The 404-nt window shown below is 59.4% G+C and carries 1 pseudogene; it reads left to right on the plus strand.

From position 1 onward, the window contains the following. Positions 1-32 precede the first annotated feature (32 nt). Positions 33-404 (plus strand): annotated as a pseudogene (locus tag B1964_RS29055) (HNH endonuclease); the annotation flags it as partial.

Consider the following 404-nt stretch of genomic DNA (forward strand, 5'->3'; position numbering starts at 1 on the left):
CATCACACCGATCAGCCACTGGGGAGGGGCCCATGATCGACACCACCGAAGCTCTTGACGCCGAAGCGGTTTTCGCCGGGATTGTCAGCCAACTCAGCGACCTGCAATGGAATTCGGAAATGACCGGGCCCCAAGCCTTTGGCGCAATGAAACAAGTCCTGTTGCTGCGGAACCTGGTTGATCACCACGCCACATCGCTCACCGGTGAGATGGATCGCCTGGGCGTGGCCGATCACAAGACCACCCGACTTCGGGAGTTGTTGATCAGCATGGGCTCCTCCGAACACACCGACGCCATTTTCCGCGGATTGACCCACATTGACACCCGCTCCCCCGAACCCCGCGACACCGTGCAACGCTGTGAATACCTCCGGAAACTCTTGTCGCACTACTTCGCCGGATTC

This window comes from Gordonia sp. i37 (genome assembly GCF_002043085.1).
Classification (GTDB): Bacteria; Actinomycetota; Actinomycetes; order Mycobacteriales; family Mycobacteriaceae; genus Gordonia; species Gordonia polyisoprenivorans.